This is a genomic window from Actinomadura opuntiae (assembly GCF_030283205.1).
Taxonomy (GTDB): Bacteria; Actinomycetota; Actinomycetes; order Streptosporangiales; family Streptosporangiaceae; genus Spirillospora.
Map to the genome: position 1 here is coordinate 20,932 of NZ_JASNWF010000030.1, position 16,329 is coordinate 37,260.

Genomic DNA, 16,329 nt, shown 5'->3' on the forward strand with positions numbered 1-16,329 from the left:
CCGGAGCCCTCCCAGACTCGGCAGCGCTGTTGATTTTAAGATCAAATCGCAGGTAGACATACCTTTTAATCGCGCGTGGTGGTGGCTGGTGTGAGGCTGTACCAGGCAGTCCGCTAGCCGATTCGCTAACTCGTTCTCCGGTTGAGAGGAGGAGTCGATGCGACAGCCGTACGTAGTCAGGAAGGTAAGCAAGCGCACCGGGGCGACCCGGTACACGGGGATGTACTACGACAGGACCGAGGCGCCTCGGTCGGCCGGCACCTACGACAACGAACTGGAGGCGCTGACAGCGGCTCGCCGGGAGCAGAACAGACGTGAGAGCGGAGTCCTGGGGGAGATGACGCCGACGCAGAGGCGCGCGATGACCTTCGAGAAGTTCTGGCCGATCTTCCAGCGGCATCACCGGGTCGAGCCGAACACCATGCAGACCTACTTCGGAACCTGGATCAACCATGTCCACCCCTACCTGAAAGCCGACCGGGTCGCGACATTCGACTCCGCTCGCGCCATCCAGAACTTCACCTGGCTGGCAGATGCCGGCCAGACGGTGAATACACGGCGGGCCTGCCGGACGGTGCTCTCGGCGATGCTCGGCCTCTCAATTCGGCTGGGCTACCGCAGCGACAACCCGGTCCGAGGACTCAATGTCGGAAAACAGGCCGCGCACAAGAACATCAAAGTCATCAACGAGACGGTGTTCTGGGAGCTGTGCGACAAGCTGCCGCTGCCGACGCAGCGGCTGTTCGCCGAGTACATCATCTCCACCGGAGTTCGCTTCTGTGAGGCGATCTCCTTCCAGGAGGAGATCTGGACTACGACACCGGCATGCTGAAGGTGTGCCGATCCACTGTGGAGGTGGCGCAGCAGTTCCACCCGACCGGCGGCCGGTTCGTGACCCGCCCCTACACCAAGAACGGTGAACACCGCCGGTTCAAAATCGGCAGGCCGCTGGCCGAGAAGATCCACGCTCACGTACAAGAACACGGCCTGAAAACCGGTGACCTGATCTTTCCGGTCCGGTTGTTCATGCCGGACACCGCTTGGGTCAACCTCCCGCGCTGCACTGAAGAGGAGATGCAGGCCGCAGCGAAGACCATCTTCGTCTCACCGGTCACCGGTGGATGGGTGACTCATACCAAGGTCAGTACGTACAGCAAGCACGGCTGCAGGTGCGGCCCGTGCGTGCAGGCATACCGGGACGCTCGATCGGCGTACCGGGTGCGGGCGATGGCCCGAAAAGGCAAGGTCACCCGTCAGCGGGTCCGCCGGGACGGCAACGACTACCTGGCGTCCAGCGAGTGGAGCGCCATCTGGATCCCCGCCCGCAAGGCCGTCGGTGTCGACATCACCCCTTACCAACTGCGCCATTCCCACGCCTCGCTCCTGCTGGCACACGGCGTGCCGCTGCCCGATGTGCAGGCGCGGTTGGGGCACAACGATCTGACCTCCACCACCCATTACGTGTGGGCGCTGGCCGAGGAAAGCGAAACCGCAGCGACCACAATGAACATCCTGCTGGGGTACGAGGCCAAGCAGCCGGGCCCGCAGGAGGCGATGCTGGCGCGTATGGAGGCCATGATGAACCGCATGCAAGCCATGATCGACCCTCCTCTCGCAAGCCGGATCGCAGCCGAAAGCTCAACCTCTCGCCGAGACCTACATCTGGTCACCGACACCCTCACCGCCATGCAAATCCCAACCGGCAACTAATGCTCCAGCCGCACTCTGAGACCTCAGCCTGCTAGGGCGCGTCCGGTGGATAATGCGTTGGTCTACAGCAAGGGCGGTGACCAGGACGATCGCTGCGCAGTAGTGGTGGGCGAGTTCGTCGCAGTAGGTGGCGATGCCGCACCATTGCTTGAGCCCCTCGGCGGCCGGCCTTGGCGGTCCGGTGGACCTTGGCGGTCAGTCCGCCCCGCGACCGCCTGTCGATTTCCGAAGTTCTCTGCACAGATGTCCGAAGGCCTCTGCACAGCGTGGAATGGCTGCGACGTCAGGTGGTCGGTGGAGGCTGGTTGATCGAGGCTTCGGGGATGTAGCCGCAGACTTGTGGGCCGCATTCGGACTTGTGGTCTCGGCCCCAGAGGTAGGTGTCTCGCTCGGTGGACCGAGCGCGGTGGACGAGTCGTAGCTGTTCGCGTCGGGGCAGATTCGAGGGCAATGCTGTGAAGGTCTCTGGGAGTACGGCGATCATGCCGGTGACCTGTTCGCCGTCGTACATTCGTAGGAGTGCGGTGCATTGCCACCAGCGGATCTTGCCGTCTCGGCCGTCCGGGTTGCCGGGCCAGTAGTAGCTCGCCGGATCCGGGACCAGGTAGTGGGTCCCTTCGGGGTCCAGGTGGGTCCGGAGGTGTGGTGCGCCTTTGCCGAGGCCGAGTTGGAGCTGTCCGGGCTCTTCGTACAGTGCGCAGACGGCGTCGGTGTCCAGGGCCTTGAGAACGTGCGCTTCTGAGGGCAGCGGCTGGTGCCCGGACGGGGCTTTGACCGGCCAGCGTCCTATCAGCATGCTGGTCCGCTGCCGCAGCGTCAGCGGCGCTGGGCCCTTGCGGCGGGTCGGGAGTGGCGGCGGTGGCGTCCAGGTTCGCCCGTCGTGCTTGATGTGGTCCAGTATCCATGCGCGTCCTTCCGGGCCGGTGGTATGCCAGGTCCAGCCCATCGGCCGTCGGGTCATCGCCTGTTCAATGCTGCTGGCGGGAGCGCCCTTGCGGGACGGCCGCCAGCGGCGTGGCCGGGCGATCCCGGGCAGGTTGTGGCACAGATCGGCCAGGAACCTGATGCGCTCCAGGTCCTCCTCAATCGAACTGTCTGGGGATCTGCGCTGCACGTCGTCGGCCAGATAACGGATCTCGGTGAACGCTCTGGCCGCCAGCAGCGCGGCCACGTCCCGATCAAGCGCGGTCTCGTGGTGCTTCATGTCGTCCCTTCGGCCCGGAGCAGGGCGTCGAGCGCTTGGTCGTACTGCGCGCGGTCGAACAGGAAGGGCCCGAAGCCCGTGTAGTCGCGGGATGGACGGTGTATCTGGTAGAAGCCGTCCCAGACGACCAGGTTCCCGGTCGGCGTGATCCGGGTCATCAGCGGCCAGCAGCCGACCTCGCCGCACTCGCAGCCCAGCACCGCCGTGTTGGGGCCGAGTCCGGGGTTCTCCTTGCCCAGGAAGTGCTCGTTGAGTGGGCCGTAGCGGTAGTACGCAGGGATGAGGCCGCCGTAGGCGCCACCGGCCGGCCGCATGTCTGCGCCGACCTCGAATCGGTCGATCAGATCGAGGAGAAGCTGACCGTCGATGGTGGGCACTACCTCGTGGATCTGCAGGTCGGGTCGCCGCCGGAGGGTGAAGTCGATGACGCGCAGGCCTGTGGTCATGACGCGTCCGTGGCATGGCCGTGCCCGGTGGTCGCGGCGCGGTCCAGGGTGCGGTAAACGGTGGCGCGGCCGACGGTGAACACTTCCATCAGTTCGGCGATGGTGTAGTCGCCGGTGGCGTGCATGCGTACGAGCTCGGCCTGCTGGCGTGCGGTCAGTTTGGGTGCGCGGCCCTTGAGCTTGCCGCGGGAGCGGGCGATGGCCATGCCCTCGCGTGTGCGCATCTTGAGCAGGTCGGCTTCGAACTCGGCGAACACCGCCAGCATGTTGAAGAACATCTTCGACATCGGGTCGGCCGGGTCGTAGATGCTGCCGCCGAGCGACAGCCGGACACCGCGGTCGACGAGGGCGTCGCCGATGTCGCGGGCGTCGGGCACCGAGCGGGCGAGCCGGTCGAGTTTGGGGACGACCAGGGTGTCGCCGGCGCGGACGGCGGCCAGAGCTTGGTCGAGGCCGGGCCGTTCCCGGTTGGTGCCGGTGAGTCCCTTGTCGAGGTAGATGCGGTCTTCAGGCACGCCGAGTCCGAGAAGGATCTCGGTCTGGGCGGTGAGGTCTTGCAGGACGGTTGAGCAGCGGGCGTAGCCGATGAGTTCTCCCACCCGCGCAGCGTACCGTTTAGGCCCCCTTCACCGGACATGTTTGCGGACCACCTATCTGAGACGGCGTTGCCGCAGGTCGCGTGCTCGCGTGAAGGCTCGTCGTGGTTGTCCGCTGAGCGATCCCCAAACGGAACAGCGCTAAGAAGTCGCCCTGATGGTCTGCGATGTGGCGGCGACGTTGAAACGGGCCAGGTTCCACGCTGACCTGACCCAGAACTCAGTTACTGGCGTGTCCGGGTTTTGCCGGCCATGTCGGGGTGGTGCGGTGGTGGACGGTGCCGTCCGGATCGAAGACCAGGTAGCGGTCGAAGTCTTCGGCGAACCAGCGGTCGTGCGTCACGGCCAGGACGGTGCCCTGGTAGGCGGTCAGGCCGTCTTGGAGGGCTTGGGCGCTGGCGAGGTCGAGGTTGTCGGTTGGTTCGTCCAGCAGGAGGAGGGTGCAGCCGGACAGCTCCAGCAGCAGGATCTGCAGGCGTGCCTGCTGTCCGCCGGACAGGGTGTGGAAGGGCTGGTGTCGTGTGGGGGCGAGTTCGTATCGGGCCAGTGCGCGCATGGCGTCGTTGAGGGTTGTCCCGAAGTCGGTCGTGATGATCTCGTCAGGGTTGCGGTCGTGCAGGTCGGGGCGGGTGTGGGTCTGGACGAAGTGGCCGGGAGCGACGCGGGCGCCCAGCCGCACCGTGCCGTGGTGGGGGACTGAGGAGGGGGTGGCGAGCAGCTTGAGGAACTGTGACTTGCCCGACCCGTTCGCGCCGAGGACGGCGATGCGTTCGCCGTACCAGACTTCCAGGTCGAACGGCTTGGTCAGGTCGGTGAGTTCGAGTCGCTCGCAGATCACGGCGCGTTTCCCGGTGCGTCCGCCGCGCAGGCGAACACGGATGTTCTGCTCGCGCGGCGGCGGCTCGGGCGGTCCTGCCTCCTCGAAGCGGGACAGGCGGGTGCGGGCGGCCTGGTAGGACGAGGCGACGGCGTCGTTGGCGGCGGCGCGCTGACGTAGCGTGTGGACCAGGCGGCGCAGTCGGGCGTGCTCCTCCTCCCAGCGGCGGAGCAGTTCGTCCATGCGGGCGGCGCGGTCCCGGCGCGCGGCCGGGTAGGTGGCGAAACCGCCGCCGTGCACCCAGACCGTGCCGGACTCGACGGTGATGATCCGGTCGGCGGCGCCGGCGAGCAGGCGGCGGTCGTGGGAGACCAGCAGCACGGTCTTGGTGGTGGCTTGCAGCCGTTCCTCCAGCCATTGCTTGCCGGGGATGTCCAGGTAGTTGTCGGGCTCGTCGAGCAGCAGGACTTCGTCGGGTCCGCGGAGCAGCGCCTCCAGCATGAGCCGCTTTTGCTCGCCGCCGGACAGTGTGCCCGCGGGCCGGTCGCGGACGTCCTGATAGGGCAGGCCGAGCGCCAGGGTCGTGCAGGCGTCCCAGACGACTTCCAGGTCGTAGCCGCCGGCGTCGGTGAAGTCGCTGATGGCCTGGGCGTAGGCCATCTGAGTGTCCGGGGCGTCGGTCAGCGCGGCTTCGGCGTGTGCGAGCGCGTCGGTCGCCGCTCTGACCTGCGGCGGTGCGACCGACAGGAGGAGTTGGCGGACGGTGCGGTCCTCCGCAGCGAACTGGCGCATCACGCCGAGGCCACCCGTGTTGGCGACCGTCCCCGCGGAAGGGGCCAGTTCCCCGGCGATGAGCCGGAGCAGCGTCGTCTTGCCGCCGCCGTTCGGTCCGACTAGGGCCGCCTTCGCGCCCTGCCCCACACGGAAGGACACCTCGCGCAGCAACGGCCGTCCATCGGGCAGCGCATAGGTCAGGTCGCTCACGTCGATGTGCCCCACAACCACCTCTGAACGCTGATCGGGTGACTAGAACATTGATCCGGTACTCGTTCACCGTACTAGAGTTGGGGTATGGGAACGAGCCGAGCAGGCGACATCTGGTTGAGACAGCCGCGCGGACGACGGGAGGCGCCGCCGCTGTCACGGGAACGCATCGTCGCCGAAGCGATCGCCCTCCTGGATGAGGAGGGCGCGGACCGGCTGACCATGCGGCGGCTGGCCGAGCGGCTCGGCACCGGCTCGACCACGCTGTACTGGCACGTGGACACCAAGGACGATGTGCTCGACCTGGCCCTCGACAGAGTGTTCGCTGAGGCCGAGGTGCCACCGGCGACCGAGGACTGGCGCGCTGACGTCACCGCGATGGTGGAGCGGTGGCGCGCGGTGCTGCTCCGGCACCGATGGACCGCAACGCTGATGGGCCGGCCGATGCTCGGCCCGAACATCCTCACGCGCACCGAGTTCCTGCATGCGGCGTTGCAACGCGCCGGACTCACGGGCGCGCCGCTGACCGCCGCCGCCTACGGACTGTCGCACTTTGTGATCGGAGCCACGATCAGCCAGTTGTCCTGGCACGGCAGGGACGAGTCGTCCACCCGCGACGCCGCCGACAAGATCCTCGCGGCGCAGCGCGAGGCGTATCCGACGCTGGCCGCGCACGGGCATCCCAGCGACAACGACTGGGATGAGGCGTTTCACCGCGGCCTGGGCTACCTGATCGACGGAATCGGCGCGAAAACCATCGGGTAGCCAGATCCAGTCCCTGCCCGTCCCGATCAGGTAGGCGGCGTGCCGAACAGCACCCGCGGTTCCAGGTCCAGACGGGTGGTGGGGGTCTGCTCGGGCGGGGTGAGGTTGAGGGTCGGTAGCGCAGCAGCGTGATGGTGCAGATCGCGCGGCCGAGCTCGCGGAAGGCGCGGTACAGGCGGTTCTTGCGGGAGTGGTTGCCCAGCCAGCGCAGCAGCGTCACCGACGACAGCTTGTGTCCCGGATCGAGATCGCGGTGCGCAGCAGGTCGCTACCGCTAAATCCTGCACTCAGCCTCCTCGCGGGCCTGTACGCCAGCCCGGCTGGACATCCCTTCTGTCTTAGATGGGCCTGGCGCTGCCGGGTGCGGCATGGGCCTGCAGCAGGCCGTCGACCCCGCGCAGGAAGGTTTCGCAGATCAGCTCCGGGTCGAAGAGGCAGCCGGCGGCCATGGCACCGTCGCGCAGCATCACGAAGTGCCGGGCGGCGGGTTCGGCGGGCGTCTCCCCGACGCGTGCCAGCAGGTCGGTCACGGTGTCCAGGAACCATTGCCGGTGGGCGATGACGGCCTTGTGCACCGGGTGGTGGGGGTCGGAGTACTCGGCGGCGGCGTTCAGGAAGGCGCATCCCCGGAAGCCGGGGGATCGGATGCCCTGCGCGATGGACTCGCCGAGGGCCCGGACGGTGTCGGCCGCCGGCAGCCCGCGGGAGATGGCGTCGTCCACCTGGGCGCGCGTGGCTTGATCGACCTCGGCCAGGTAGGCCAGGACGAGGTCCTCCTTGCTGGAGAAGTGCCGGTAGAGAGTGGCGCGTGTCACCTGCGCCTCCGCGACGATCCGGTCGATCCCGACCGAGTGGATCCCCTCTGTGTAGAAGATCCTGGTCGCCGTGCCGAGCAGGCGGGAGCGTGCCTCGGAGGGCCGGCCTGCAGATTCCTGCCTCATGGGGGACATCCTAACGGGAGGTAGAACGTTCGGTCTTGACAGCGCGGGGCGACATTGCGATCCTGTGCAAGACAGAACGTTCGTTCTCCCTCCTTGAAAGGGACCACTGTGACCACCATCGCTTCGGACGGCATCGCCGGGACCGCTTTCGGCCTGCGGCGGCTGTACTTCGTCCGCTTCGGATTCGCCATCGTCTGGGCCCTCGTGATGTTCACGACCGCCTCGAACCTGGGTCCGCTCGCGGTCACCCTGCTCGTTCTGTATCCGCTGTTCGACGTGGCCGCCGCCATCGTCGACGCCCGCGCGTCGCGCACCACCGGATCGCCCGTGCTGCTGTACGTGAACATCGGGGTCAGCTTGCTCACCGCCGTCGGCGTGGCGATTGCCTGCGCGTCCGGCATTCCGGCGGTCCTGCGAGTGTGGGGCGCCTGGGCGGTCGTGGCCGGGCTGGTCCAGCTGATCGTGGGCGTGACCCGCCGCACGATGGGCGGCCAGTGGCCCATGATCATCAGCGGTGCCATCTCCGTGCTCGCCGGTGGCTCGTTCATCATCGGCGCCTCCGCGGACGACCCGACACTGACCAACGCGGCCGGCTACGCCATCCCCGGCGGCATCTTCTTCCTGATCTCGGCGCTCCGTCTCGGCCGGACCGCGAACGCGGGCCGACACACCGTCAGCACCCCTGAACGACCGGTGATCTAGAACCGTGTCCGGGCGGCCGGCCATGACACCGCGGAGACGGCCGGCGCCCCACGACCGACATCGAGAGCAGGGCCGACAGTTGATTTCGAGCAGGACTGTGGCACGCGGCCTCGCGGTCACCGCGCTGATGCCCGCCGCGACGCGAATGCCCCTTCCCCGGCCGGCGCGGCCAGTGCACCCGATGGACACCGACTCCTCGAATGACGCCCTCGAATCGGACAGATCGCCCGGCAGGCCCGGCAGGCGAACGTGCCGCGCTGTCTCGCCGGAGCGGGCGCGGCGAACTCCCTGACCGACCTGCTGCTTGGCCGCGGCCTCACAGGAGCGCCTGCCGCTGGCCTTGGACCAAGGCCTACGTGGCGTACATGGACTACATGCTGAACGAACCTCCGGATATCTGTCCACGACGTTCACTCAACCCATACGTGGCGCACATGAAAGTCACCGGATCGGCACCCCAGATAATCGTCACCTATCCGCGCGTGGCGGGCGAGCCGTCGGCCGCGCAGCGCATCCTGACCGACGTGCGTGGTGGCTCGATCCGGCCGCTGGAACCACCGGCCGCCTACGCCGACGTGCCACGGCTGTAACTCAGTGCCGACGGCACCGTGGGCCCGTGGGAGAAGCCGCCCTCGAGTGACCTGTGACCACCGGGCCCGACGGCGGACTTTCGCCACTTTCGCCACACCCCTACGCGCGCGCGTGACGCGCGCGACGAGCCCGGCCTCGGGGAACATCGGTACAGCGGTTAACGCTAAGCCGGTGATCATGGTCCGGTCGCTGTGAGCGCGCTGACGCGGTTTTCGTACTCGCGGCGGGCCTTGCGCTGGGCCGGGACCGCAGGGACGCCGTGGCCGCCGTCGAGCGGCTGGCAGCGGACGAGGAGCCCGAGGTGCACGGCGGGGACGGCGCTGACGCGCAAGGTGTAGCCCTGGCCGCGCCGTACGGTCACCCCTTGGTCGAGCGCATCCCGCTCTGCGGGATCCAGTTCGGCGGTGCGGAGGAAGTCGGCGACGTTGCCCGGCATGTCGAGGGTGACCGGCAGCTCCGGCCCGGAGAGTTCTCCTCGATGGCGGCGTGGTCGGGCATGAGGTCGGCCACGGCGGGGCGGCGTCCGCCCTTGTTGCCCTTGGCCTCGGCGGCGCGCTGTCCGTCGTAGGTCAGCTCGCGCTGGAGGTCGCGCTGTAGTTCGCCGGCGGCGGCGAGGGTCTGCACCATGAACTTCACGGTGGACAGCAGCTCGCTGGTGCGCGGGTGGCGGGCGGTGAGGTCCATCGCGGAGAACGCGCCGTCGTGGATGCGCAGGGCTACCTGGTCGCAGTGGAGGACGTCGAGGATGTGGCCGGTGCCGCGGACGAGGCGGAACATCTCGGAGATGTGCACGGTGTCGCCCGGCCGCGCGTAGGTCAGTGTCGAAGTTCCGGCTTCGGGTCAGGCCGGCGGGTCGGGGGTGTATCTGGCGAGCATCGTCTGGACGGCCTCTTCGACGGCGTTGTGGATATCGGAGGTTGCGGGGTTCCAGCCGGTCAGCAGCATGCGGGGCCACAGGACGTAGTTGGCGATCATGCCGAGGAACTGGTTCGCGGCACTCTCAGCGTCGGGCACATCAGCGTTGCCCGCCTCATGCTCGGCTTCCAAGTAGTGCTGGACGGAGGCGAAGTAGGGCAGTTTGCCGAGCTGGAACTGCGTCCGTCCCAGCTCGGGGAAACGAGGTAGTTCGGCGATGACGATCCGGAACAGGCCTGTCATGCGGGGCTGGCCGATCAGGTCGGCGTAGCGGTGGCCGATGGCTGTCAGCCCAGAGCGCAGATCTCCCGCCTGTGGCCGCGCCGTGGTATCGCCGGCGTCGCGCTGCCAGGACTCGGTGACGATGGCCTCGAAGAGGGCCGCCTTGGTGGGGAACTGCTTGAACAGGGTGGACTTCGAGACCCCCGCCGCTTCGGCGATCCGTGCGAGGGAGGTGCCGTCGTAGCCACGGTCCAAGAACAGTTCTGTGGCCGCGGAGGTGATCGCCTCGCGCTTCTGCTGGGCGAGCCTGCGGTGATGCGCGGTGAGTTCTGCTGCCATGCGGAGAGTATGCCGCAGCCCCGAGGCGAGTCACTTGACTCGCCTCGGGGTGCTCGCTTACGGTGCACCAGCAAGGCGAGTCGAGTGACTCGCATCTGATCCGTGGCACCTGGGCGCATCCTGGTCGTCGCACGGTGGAGGAAGTTCATGACAATCGACAAGATCGCTTTGGTGACCGGTGCAAATCGCGGCCTCGGGCGCAGCGCGGCCATCGCCCTGGCCACACGCGGGGTGCGGGTCGTGGTCACCCACCGCGGCGATGCGGCCGGGGCTGAGAAGACGGTGGAACAGGTGCAGGCGGTGGGTGGGACTGCTGCTGTTCTCCGGCTCGACATCAGCGACGTCTCCTCCTTCGCGTCCTTCACCTCCGAACTGGGCGCGCAGCTGGAGCGCTGGGGTACTTCGCGGCTCGACATCCTGGTCAACAACGCGGGAGTGGGAGTCTTCGGGCCGCTGGAGACTGTCACGATCGAAGACTTCGACACGGTGATGGGCACCAACGTCCGGGGCACGTTCTTCCTCATCCAGTCGCTCGTGCCGCTGCTGGCCCAGGGCGGCCAGGTCATCAACGTCTCGACGTCACTGACCCGCCACACCAGCCCCGCCACCTCGGCCTACTCCGCCTCGAAGGCCGCCGTCGAAGCTCTGAGCCGCACCCTCGCCGCAGAACTCGGACCTCGCGGCATCCGGGTCAACTCCATCGCCCCGGGGCCGACCGCCACCGACTTCAACGGCGGAGCGATGCGGGACGACGCCGGAATGCGCCAGGTTCTGGCCGGACAGACCGCGCTCGGTCGCGTCGGCGAACCTGAGGAGATCGGCGACGCCATCGCTACGCTGGCCTCCGAGGGACTGCGCTGGGTCACCGCCCAGCGCATCGAGGTCTCCGGCGGCGCCCTCCTGTGACGCCGGGCGACGGCCGGTAGGGAAGCAGGCAGTGACGGCCCCGACTCACTCCGAGCCGACCGACTCGTCCTCATCCTCGTCCAGCTCTGGCGCATCAGGGTCCCGTAGCGGGCGCAGGGCGCCGGCGGCCGGGAGGATGGCTGTGAAGCTGTAGCGGCCGAGCAGGTTCAGGTTGCGGTGCTTGAGCGGGGAGAGCCGGGCGATGTCTTCGCCCCGGATCTCGTGGGGTCGGCTCCTCGTTGGACTTGCCGTACGACGCCGCCTGCTCGTCGGTCAGGAACTCCACTGGCATGAGCGTGAAGCTATCGGCGCACGGAGCCGCTCAGGGATCTTCCTCCGAACCTCGCCGCCGGGCCTGTCACCTGTGCTAAACGCCATGATCACCGGCTTAGCGTTAACCGCTGTACCGATGTTCCCCGAGGCCGGATGAACCTCCTGCTGGTTCGTCGCGGCGGCCGCCGCGAGCTCGCCGCGACGGTTCGCCGTCATGACGGCACGACGGCACAACGGCGCCGCCCTCTACCCCGGTGGGCCCCCGGTAGAGGGGGCCGGTAGGGGGTCTGACCTGCATGGTAGGCGCCGCGCCGGGGGGAGTTGAATGCGCTTATCGACCCCCGCTGACGGCGGCCTCGGGCACGGCAGGCCCGGGAAGCGGGCGCGGCCTGCCGTGCCCGAGGCCGCCCGCGTCGGCAACGAGACGGCTAGGGGCGAAGCGAGGCCGAGACGTTAAGGGGTCTGGCTTTCTACGGTGCCGCGCGTTGATCGAGTGATCCCGGCATCCGACCCGAGGCCGGGGTCCTCACCTCCTGGCCCACCGCCGACGCGCCGACTGCCACATCACAGCGCCGCGGTCAACCGCTTGCCGGGCAGTTGCTCGGGCGGGATGCCGGTGTCGGCGGTGAGGCCGGCGGCCGGGACCCGCAACGGCGCCTCGGGTGGAGCGGGTGGGGGGTGACCAGTTCGGCCCGGTCGCCGAACACCAGCAGCACTTGGACGTTGACGCGTTCACTCATGGGGCTCGGCCGTCGGCGTCTGGTCGATCAGCTCTCCAGCGCTTCCAGATCCTCCGGCGTGGCCGGAGCCCGCGCGACCCGAAGATCCCTCACCACAGCCAGCGCCAACTCCGGCCTCCTCGCCTTCACCGCTGCTGCAAGACGAACACCAGCAACGATGAATCTTCAGGATTTCCGAAATCTCTTCAGATGCCAGAACCGGCATAGATCTGACGAAGAAGCCCAGGTACAGGGACTACAAGCGCACGCGAGACCTCAGCGAACTCTGGGGTTGTTGCTCAACCGGTCGTGACCACCACGGCAAGCCGCCCAGTACACCAGTTTCCGGTACGTCACCCGGCTGGCCGATCTCGGCGTGACCGCTTCGGTGGGGTCGGTCGCCGGTTCCTACGACTGTGAGACTGTTGTAGGTCGCCTGGTGCCGCTCTGCGGGACGATCTGTTAATGTCCCACGACGCCTCTGCCGCCGCCCTGGAGCCGCCCGTGACCATGAAGATCGCGATCCCCCTGGCTCTCGGTGCCCTCCTCTTCGGTGCCGTGGCGTGCGACGGCGACAAGAACACCGCGAAGGGGCCATCCTCCACACCGGCGGCGACCACGCCTGCGCCCGGCACGCCGGGAGCCACTGCGCCGGCGACTCCTCCGTCCGGTGCTCCTACGCCAGGCATCTCCACCGCGACGCCCCAGTCCACCCCCACTGACCCCAAGATCAGCAATAGTCGGCAGATCGTGCTGATCGACCCGGACGGCAAGCGCTACACGTTCCGGACGATGGTTCAGATGGCCGCGGGCATGCGCGCGACCATGGGTGAGAAGGCGCCGTCCAGCTTCTGCGCCCAGTCCTACGAGGAGGGCCTAAAGGGGGGCGGGAAGTTCCCGGCCGGGCGCGCGGCCTTCATGGACGCCTGCGAGGAAGGCTGGCGACTGGGCGCCCATCCGCCCCGGTAGCAGGCAACCGAGGAGCGTCCAGTGTCCTCGGCGCTCGGGCGGCGCCCTCGGCCGGCCGGCGGTGAAGGGCGCGTGGAAGACCCGGCTCGGGGTGCCGAGGGCGGCGACGAGCGTGCTCACAGCCGCGACCGTCCCACGTAGGCGCGGGGACCTCCTCGAGGAGCTTCTCGGGCACGGTCGCGGTGATGCCGGTCTGCGCATGGACCCGCTCGTAAAGTCCGGTGAGCAGGAATGACATCCTGAGCGGGCGGCAGGTGATCGAGCGCCGTTGGAGGGGCATCACCAAGGACTGCGACCATGTCCTCGACGGTGTGCCGCTCGGATACTCGGTTTCGTGCTGTGAGCTGGGATTTGCTGCGGGGCCGAGGCGGTCACTGCGACCATCTTGAGGTGTTGTTGTCTCTGCTGTACCGGATGGTCCGGAGCCTGCTCGGGTCTGTTGGTGATGCTGGTCCGGTCTGATCCGTCCAAGGACGTCGAGTTGCTGGTGCTCCGTTATGAGAACCAGGTTTTGCGCCGTCAGGTCGCAGGTCGGCCGCGCTGGGGTCATGGCGACCGGCTCTGGTTGCGGCGTTGTCGCATCTGGTGCCGCGCGGGCGGTGGGCCGAGCTCTTTCCGGTCACCCCGGCGACGCTCGTGCGCTGGCACCGCGACCTGGTCGCTCGTAAGTGGACCTTCACCGACCGGCGTCGTCCAGGACGGCCACGTACGGGTGCGGCGGCTAGAACCCTGATCTTGCGGATGACCCGGGAGAACCCGGCGTGGGGACACCGGCGTATCCAGGGAGAGCTGGCCCGTCTGGGGTACGCGATTGCGGCGTCGACGGTGTGGGAGATCCTGCACGCCGCCGGTATCGGACCCGCGCCTCGTCGGGCCGGGCCGATCTTGCGGCAGGTCCTGGCCGCTCAAGCGCACGCGATCATCGCCTGTGGCTTCCTGGTGGCGAATACCACCACACCGCATAACTACAGCTCAGGCCACGTGACTCAATAATCGAGCGGCACAGGATAATGAAGCCCAACAGGTTTGAATGTCGGTACCGGCTCGGCACGTCAACATACTCTCGAGATTAAGAGCTCTCATCCGGTTGGCTACGATGCCAACGGTGATCCACTCCATAGGATCGGAGTCTGGGTCGAAAATGGCCAGGTAACATCCGTGTATTCTCGATGAGAAGGGGATCTATGATCACTCTTCAAGTGCGTAGAGAAGACAGCGAAGTTGTACTTCGAGGACGATGTGCTGTCGAGTGGACTGACGCATTTTCTATCATCGATCCCGTCGAATTCCCTTTTTGAGGTAGTCTGTTGCCATACGCTGACGCGATGTTCAATTCGCGACAATGTGTGAGACTTTGCGAGGAAATTTCTCGGCCGTACGTCATTGAAATTTTCGGCGAAAACGTTGCAAGGGAGATCGAGAGGCTTTGCTTGCAAGTGGAGAGGGGCTTCCACTTGTATCTATGGTTTCTGGGGGATTGATAGTAATAGGTTCATAAGAGTGTGTGCTTGCCGAAAGATTTCTCCGTTTGTTTGATAGCCAGAGCATCTGGTCGACTGGCCGGCCTGTGCCTGCCGAAAAATTACGTCCGTGCAGGTGAGACGTGCAGGGAGTGGGTTCTGGTGCGGGCTTCACCGTGGGACACGTCCACAACCTCCGAGCGCCTTCTCCAGGATAAATGATATTGTCCTGATCTTCTCTCGGCTGGTTCTACCGCTGCCCCAGGATGTGTGTCCCCGGCGCAGTCGACCTGATGCCGACTCGGTGAGGGTGATGCGAGCGGCGCTGTCCCTGATGCCGCGGATTCAGGCTGGACGCCCGACGCGTGCCACGGAGTGAACGCGCGGTCCCACGGGGTAGAACCGCCGGGGGCGAGCACCGCGTTCACGGGCGAGGTGCGGGCCAGGAGCATCGACGCGTCGTGCTCGTGGACGTTCGGGGCCGCGCCGTACAGGTGGGCAAGGATGTCGCCCTCGTCCAGCTCGGTGGTGCGGTTGGCCGCCGGGTTGACGACCTGGGCGGCCAGGAGCGCTGCCTCGGCGGGCCGCGGCCGCGACGAACGTCTCGGCGCGCCACGGTTCAGGAAGCCGCCACCAGCAGTGATAGGCGTGCGGGTCTGCCTCGACCGCGAACCCGGCGAGGCGCTCGCGCATCAGCGCCTGTCGCGCTGCCGCGTCCTGGCATTTGGCGCGTTGGACGGTCTCGGCGGTGCCGTCGGCCAGCAGGCGCGTCGCGGCCTCGAGTGCGAACCGGGCGGCGGACCACCCGCCGGACCGCAGCGCGGAGGCGATCCGGCCGGTCAGGAGAGGCGGCGTGACCGCGAACCCTGTGGTCAGGCCTGGCGCGAGCCGTTTGGACAGGCTGTCCACCACGACGACATGTTCGGGCGCCAGGTCCGCGAGTGGCGGTAGGTCCTCAGGAAGGAAGGCGTAGATGGCGTCCTCAACTGCGTACAGGTCGAGCTTATGGAGCAGGTCGGCGAGCTCGGCTCGCCGCCGAGCGGGCATCGTGCCGCCGAGGGGGGTCCGCAGCCTTGGCTGCAGGTACACGGCACGCAGCGGCCTGCTGGACCGGATCGCCTCCGGCGTCACCCCGTTCTCGTCCATCGCCAGCGGGACGAGCGTGACGCCCAGACGGCCGGCGATGCCCTTCACAACCGGATAGGTCAGCGCCTCCACCCCCAGGCGTTCGCCCGGCGGTACCAGGGCCGCGACCGACGCGGCGATCGCCTGCCGCCCATTGCCGGCGAACAGTACGTGACCCGGGTTGGGCGCCCAGCCGGCGCGGGACAGCAGCCGCGCGGCGGTCTCGCGGGCCGGGGCGGTTCCCACCGCGCCGGCCGGGCGGAGCGCTGACTCCACGACGTCGGGGCGCAGCATCCCGCCCAGGCTTGCCGCGACCAGCGCGGGTTGCTCCGGCAGGACGGAGAAGTTCAGCTCCAGATCGACCAAGGCGTCCGCGGGCTCGGCGGGCGGCCGCCCGGCGCGGATGAACGTGCCGCGGCCCACCTCGCCGACGGCCAGCCCCCGCCGGATCAGCTCACCGTAGACCCGTGCGGCCGTCGAACCGGCGATGCCGTGCTGCCGGGCGAACCGTCGTTGCGGCGGCAGCCGGTCGCCGGCGCGGAGCCGGCCGTCGGCGATCTGCGCCGCCAGCACGTCAGCGATCTTCCGATAATCGTCCATCGCGCCCATCACTATCCGACATTGCACCGAGAGCATTTTAACTAT

The 16,329-nt window shown here is 67.7% G+C and carries 17 protein-coding genes and 1 pseudogene; 8 read left to right on the plus strand and 10 right to left on the minus strand.

Annotation, left to right across the window (positions count from 1 at the left end; all coding sequences use genetic code 11):
• The first annotated feature begins 157 nt into the window (after positions 1-157).
• Both QP089_RS42990 and QP089_RS42995 read left to right on the plus strand, forming a co-directional pair.
• Entirely contained in the window at positions 158-832 is a 675-nt protein-coding gene (locus tag QP089_RS42990) for a site-specific integrase (RefSeq protein WP_285920312.1), read from the plus strand.
• Positions 826-1,710, plus strand: a complete 885-nt coding sequence (locus QP089_RS42995; RefSeq protein WP_285920313.1) for a tyrosine-type recombinase/integrase — start codon at positions 826-828, stop codon at positions 1,708-1,710. The genes QP089_RS42990 and QP089_RS42995 overlap by 7 nt, the downstream gene beginning before the upstream one ends.
• A 283-nt stretch (positions 1,711-1,993) precedes the next feature.
• Here QP089_RS42995 and QP089_RS43000 read toward each other — a convergent pair whose 3' ends face one another.
• From QP089_RS43000 to QP089_RS43015, 4 genes are all read right to left on the minus strand, one after another.
• Entirely contained in the window at positions 1,994-2,914 is a 921-nt protein-coding gene (locus tag QP089_RS43000; RefSeq protein ID WP_285920314.1) for a hypothetical protein, read from the minus strand.
• The gene (locus QP089_RS43005) at positions 2,911-3,360 is read right to left on the minus strand and encodes a hypothetical protein (RefSeq protein WP_285920315.1); all 450 of its coding nucleotides are present in this window, start codon (positions 3,358-3,360) and stop codon (positions 2,911-2,913) included. Before QP089_RS43005 ends, QP089_RS43000 begins: the two co-directional genes overlap by 4 nt.
• The gene (locus tag QP089_RS43010) at positions 3,357-3,959 is read right to left on the minus strand and encodes a recombinase family protein (protein ID WP_285920316.1); all 603 of its coding nucleotides are present in this window, start codon (positions 3,957-3,959) and stop codon (positions 3,357-3,359) included. Before QP089_RS43010 ends, QP089_RS43005 begins: the two co-directional genes overlap by 4 nt.
• Positions 3,960-4,176: 217 nt before the next feature.
• Complete coding sequence (locus tag QP089_RS43015) at positions 4,177-5,772, minus strand: ABC-F family ATP-binding cassette domain-containing protein (protein WP_285920317.1); 1,596 nt, start codon at positions 5,770-5,772, stop codon at positions 4,177-4,179.
• 72 nt (positions 5,773-5,844) lie between these two features.
• Between QP089_RS43015 and QP089_RS43020 the strand changes: the two genes are divergently transcribed.
• Positions 5,845-6,522 (plus strand): TetR/AcrR family transcriptional regulator, encoded by a 678-nt coding sequence (locus tag QP089_RS43020; protein WP_285920318.1) that lies wholly within the window; start codon positions 5,845-5,847, stop codon positions 6,520-6,522.
• Between the two features lie 115 nt (positions 6,523-6,637).
• On the opposite strand, the pseudogene QP089_RS49085 reads toward QP089_RS43020, so the two are convergent.
• Together QP089_RS49085 and QP089_RS43025 are read right to left on the minus strand one after the other, a co-directional pair.
• Positions 6,638-6,789: pseudogene (locus QP089_RS49085) on the minus strand (Tn3 family transposase); the annotation flags it as partial.
• Positions 6,790-6,860: 71 nt separating this feature from the next.
• A complete protein-coding gene (locus QP089_RS43025) occupies positions 6,861-7,463 on the minus strand; it encodes a TetR/AcrR family transcriptional regulator (protein WP_285920319.1) in 603 nt (200 codons plus the stop codon).
• Positions 7,464-7,571: 108 nt separating this feature from the next.
• On the opposite strand from QP089_RS43025, the gene QP089_RS43030 reads away from it, so the two are divergent.
• Positions 7,572-8,165, plus strand: coding sequence for a hypothetical protein (locus QP089_RS43030; RefSeq protein WP_285920320.1), 594 nt, complete (start codon positions 7,572-7,574; stop codon positions 8,163-8,165).
• Positions 8,166-8,530: 365 nt separating this feature from the next.
• Positions 8,531-8,755 carry a hypothetical protein gene (locus tag QP089_RS43035; RefSeq protein WP_285920321.1) on the plus strand — a complete coding sequence of 75 codons (225 nt, stop codon included), beginning with the start codon at positions 8,531-8,533 and terminating at the stop codon, positions 8,753-8,755.
• A 176-nt stretch (positions 8,756-8,931) separates the two neighbouring features.
• Here the strand turns inward: QP089_RS43035 and QP089_RS43040 are convergent, their stop codons facing one another.
• From QP089_RS43040 to QP089_RS43050, 3 genes are read right to left on the minus strand one after another with little or no spacing between them, the layout of a single operon-like run.
• Positions 8,932-9,117: a hypothetical protein gene (locus QP089_RS43040; RefSeq protein WP_285920322.1), complete on the minus strand. Its 186-nt coding sequence runs from the start codon at positions 9,115-9,117 to the stop codon at positions 8,932-8,934.
• Positions 9,114-9,548: a hypothetical protein gene (locus QP089_RS43045; protein ID WP_285920323.1), complete on the minus strand. Its 435-nt coding sequence runs from the start codon at positions 9,546-9,548 to the stop codon at positions 9,114-9,116. The genes QP089_RS43040 and QP089_RS43045 overlap by 4 nt, the downstream gene beginning before the upstream one ends.
• Before the next feature lie 48 nt (positions 9,549-9,596).
• Entirely contained in the window at positions 9,597-10,232 is a 636-nt protein-coding gene (locus QP089_RS43050; RefSeq protein ID WP_285920324.1) for a TetR/AcrR family transcriptional regulator, read from the minus strand.
• 147 nt (positions 10,233-10,379) lie between these two features.
• On the opposite strand from QP089_RS43050, the gene QP089_RS43055 reads away from it, so the two are divergent.
• The 3 genes from QP089_RS43055 (at position 10,380) to QP089_RS43065 (ending at position 14,092) form a co-directional block, all read left to right on the plus strand.
• On the plus strand, positions 10,380-11,138 hold the full coding sequence (locus tag QP089_RS43055; RefSeq protein WP_285920325.1) for an SDR family NAD(P)-dependent oxidoreductase: 759 nt from the start codon (positions 10,380-10,382) through the stop codon (positions 11,136-11,138).
• A gap of 1,496 nt (positions 11,139-12,634) precedes the next feature.
• Positions 12,635-13,099, plus strand: a complete 465-nt coding sequence (locus QP089_RS43060; RefSeq protein ID WP_285920326.1) for a superantigen-like protein SSL4 — start codon at positions 12,635-12,637, stop codon at positions 13,097-13,099.
• A gap of 573 nt (positions 13,100-13,672) precedes the next feature.
• On the plus strand, positions 13,673-14,092 hold the full coding sequence (locus QP089_RS43065; protein ID WP_285920327.1) for a helix-turn-helix domain-containing protein: 420 nt from the start codon (positions 13,673-13,675) through the stop codon (positions 14,090-14,092).
• An 812-nt stretch (positions 14,093-14,904) separates the two neighbouring features.
• Here the strand turns inward: QP089_RS43065 and QP089_RS43070 are convergent.
• Positions 14,905-16,284, minus strand: coding sequence for an aminotransferase-like domain-containing protein (locus tag QP089_RS43070; RefSeq protein WP_285920328.1), 1,380 nt, complete (start codon positions 16,282-16,284; stop codon positions 14,905-14,907).
• Between the last annotated feature and the right edge of the window lie 45 nt (positions 16,285-16,329).